The 3,474-nt window shown below is 31.1% G+C and carries 4 protein-coding genes; all 4 read left to right on the forward strand.

The window, feature by feature from the left end:
- The coding region (locus tag BJS11_RS13125; RefSeq protein ID WP_081333939.1) for a protein rep at positions 1-231 on the forward strand (231 nt) is incomplete at its 5' end.
- Between the two features lie 891 nt (positions 232-1,122).
- A complete protein-coding gene (locus tag BJS11_RS13130) occupies positions 1,123-1,311 on the forward strand; it encodes a hypothetical protein (RefSeq protein WP_053017980.1) in 189 nt (62 codons plus the stop codon).
- A gap of 429 nt (positions 1,312-1,740) precedes the next feature.
- The gene (locus BJS11_RS13135) at positions 1,741-2,316 is read left to right on the forward strand and encodes a collagen-like domain-containing protein (protein ID WP_245167199.1); all 576 of its coding nucleotides are present in this window, start codon (positions 1,741-1,743) and stop codon (positions 2,314-2,316) included.
- A gap of 235 nt (positions 2,317-2,551) precedes the next feature.
- A partial coding sequence (locus tag BJS11_RS13140; protein WP_081333153.1) for a protein rep occupies positions 2,552-3,474 on the forward strand: 923 nt, incomplete at its 3' end.

Genomic DNA, 3,474 nt, shown 5'->3' on the forward strand with positions numbered 1-3,474 from the left:
GAAATCGTGAATGATTTGGAAAAGGGTTTATACCGAAAACGTATGTTGAGTTATGGTGGATTGCTTAAACAAAAACATAAAATTTTAAATTTAGACGATGCCGAAGATGGCAATTTAATTAATACAAGTGACGAAGATAAAACAACAGAAGAAGAAGAAAAAGCACATTCAATTACTGCAATTTGGAATTTTGAAAAACAAAATTATTATTTAAAAGATTTGAAACGTTAGCTTAAAAGCTAGCGTTTTTTTATGCTTTTTTGCCTTTGCGGGAACTATAGCGTTCAACCTGCATGGTTGACTAGTTTTACTATGAAAATTTTAATTTGCATGTAACTGGTCAGTGTCTAAAAAATTCGCCATTGGTCATGAATAAAAAATGAGCTAAACAATTTAACTTTTTAAGTTATATAAATTTTAGGGAGTTCCAATCAAATTAGAAAAATATATAAAAGAGTTATATCGTTTTTCTGGCTTATGTTTAAAAAGTACAAGTGATTGTATTTAAAATGACTTTAGCAATTTAAGTAATATGTCTTTTGAATACAAGTTAAATGTCAGAAAGATGTACTCTTATTTTGCTCATATTTGCGTTTTAAGAAGCATATATAAATATACAGGTATGAAAATATATAAATATAGAGTTTGCTCTAAATACCCCCTTAAAATACGAAATAAGTATATTGGATTATCACACGCAAATTTCAGTTTTAGTACGATATCATTTTGGTATGTAAGTGCGCCCTTGGATTTAAAAATAAAAGCCAACCCAGATAAAGTGGATTGGCTTTTTCTTTCATATGGTCTATTTATTTTTCTTTCGACGCTATATCGTCGATGTAATTCAAAAAAGTTATGGGCTATAAATCTACATCACTTTTTCAAGAATGTAGTAGCAATATTCAAGACAAATTAATTTTTATAACTGCTCGGAATATCTCAAGCCGTTTCTTTAATTTTGAAATAAAAAATCGACGAAGGTCGATTATGGTTTTGCACACGTCGATTTATCCGACGTATAAGTGCGCCCTTACGGGATTTAACTAGATTATAGCGACGAAAAACAGACATGTAAAGAGATAACTATTGTGATAAAGTTTGCTAAAAGGGAGTATTTTATAAGTGGATAAAATTAATTACTTTTTAAAAGCATTAGTATTAGCAATTATGCTTCGTTGTACAATGAATTATTTGCTCCCAACACCTGAAAAGTTATCTTTTAAACTTTTAGATGGACTTATCTTTGGTGTGTTAGTGTATCTTTTAATTATTTGGTTTATTGATATTTTTAAGAAATCTTCACAAAGGTAGACCACGCATTTATGCCGAGAAAATTTATTGTGCGTTGAGAAGAACCCTTAACTAAACTTGCAGACGAATGTCGGCATAGCGTGAGCTATTAAGCCGATCATTCGACAAGTTTTGGGATTGTTAAGGGTTCAGAGGCTCAACGTCAATAAAGCAATTGGAATAAAGCATTAATGTCATCGATTACTTTTAGGAGTAATAAAGAATAATATTATAATTATTGTTATTGCTATTACTGAATATATGATATTAGCAGAATTAGGAATACTAACTAAATTTAGTATTATTCCACCTATTAAGAGAATTAAGACTATTAATCCTGCTAGTATAGAGGGTTTTTTCATTTTTTCGACCTCCGTTTTTAAAAAATAATTTATTGTGATACGCTTAAAAGGTAACATCTACATTTATTATTTGAAAGGGGTCATTCTTTTGAGAAAAGCTATTGTTACTTTATCAAGTGCTGCTTTACTTTTAGGTTTCGGGGGTACTTCCTTTGTAGAAGCTAGTGAAGTAAATAATGCTAATGAGATGGTTCAAAGTGCACAGGAAAATGGTTCGAATAATCCAGATGGTATAAGTTTGGAAAATGTAAATGAGCAAGAGTTAACACAATTTTTGACTAGCGTGGAAAATATTCCTGATTCTGTATTAGAAAAGGGGGATAAAGCAACGAATGATTACATACAAAAAGAAAATTCTAATTTGACCACTTCAGAACGTGGGGCTGTGGGATGTGCGTCTGCTATAGGATTGGCGATAGCTAGTAATGCATTTTCTGCTGCTAAAATTGCAAAAGTTAAAGATGTTCTTAAAGCTGCTGGAGGGGCAAAAACATTTGCTCAAAAATTAGTTCCAGCTTATAAAGAAGCTCGTAAATCAATGTCTAAAAAAGATGCAGCTGTTTCTGCTGTAAAATCAGCTGGAAGTGCGGCTGGACCTCAAGCATTATCTGCAGCTATTGGATTCTTTAGTGTTGGACAGGTATATAGTGACTGTTTTGAGTAGATAAAAAGACTCTCCAAATTTGGAGAGTCTTTTTATGTTTTGGAACGAGTTGAAAACGAGTTTCTTCTTGTCTTGATACTATATAGAAATAACTCAAAGATATAAAAAGTTGCTTTATCGTTGTTATGACAGTGTTTTTATGTATTTTTGTGCGTGAAAGAAAAAATTGACATAAAAAAGCTCCAGTAATATGATTAAGTTACGACGCTTAAATCAATACTGGAGGTCTTTTTATATGCAATATAATACTACTAAATGTATAGACGAAAATCAAGATAATAAAACATTAAAAGATATGACGAAAAGTGGGAAACAACGCCCATGGAGAGAAAAGAAGATAGATAATGTAAGTTATGCAGATATACTGGAAATCTTAAAAATTAAAAAGGCTTTTAACGTAAAACAATGTGGTAACGTCTTAGAATTCAAGCCAACTGATGAAGGTTATTTGAAATTACATAAGACATGGTTTTGTAAGTCAAAATTATGCCCAGTTTGTAATTGGAGGCGTGCTATGAAAAATAGTTATCAAGCTCAAAAAGTGATTGAAGAAGTGGTTAAAGAAAAGCCAACTGCTCGTTGGTTATTTCTTACTTTATCGACTAAAAATGCAATAGACGGTGACCACTTAGAACAAAGTTTAAAACACATGTCTAAGGCTTTTAATAAATTAAAGATGTATACAAAAGTTAAAAAGAATTTGGTGGGTTTTTTACGCTCAACTGAAGTAACAGTTAATAAAAATGACGGTAGTTATAATCAACATATGCACGTTTTATTGTGTGTTGAAAATGCGTATTTCAGAAAAAAAGAAAACTACATTACGCAAGTTGAATGGGTCGATTTATGGCAAAAAGCATTACAGGTTAATTATCGACCAGTAGCAAATATTAAAGCGATCAAACCAAACCAAAAAGGTGATAAAGATATTCAAGCAGCTATCAAAGAAACCTCTAAATATTCGGTTAAGTCATCTGATTTTTTAACTGATGATGATGAAAGAAATCAAGAAATCGTGAATGATTTGGAAAAGGGTTTATACCGAAAACGTATGTTGAGTTATGGTGGATTGCTTAAACAAAAACATAAAATTTTAAATTTAGACGATGCCGAAGATGGCAATTTAATTAATACAAGTGACGAAGATAAAACAACAGA

This window comes from Staphylococcus caeli (assembly GCF_900097965.1).
GTDB lineage: Bacteria > Bacillota > Bacilli > Staphylococcales > Staphylococcaceae > Staphylococcus > Staphylococcus caeli.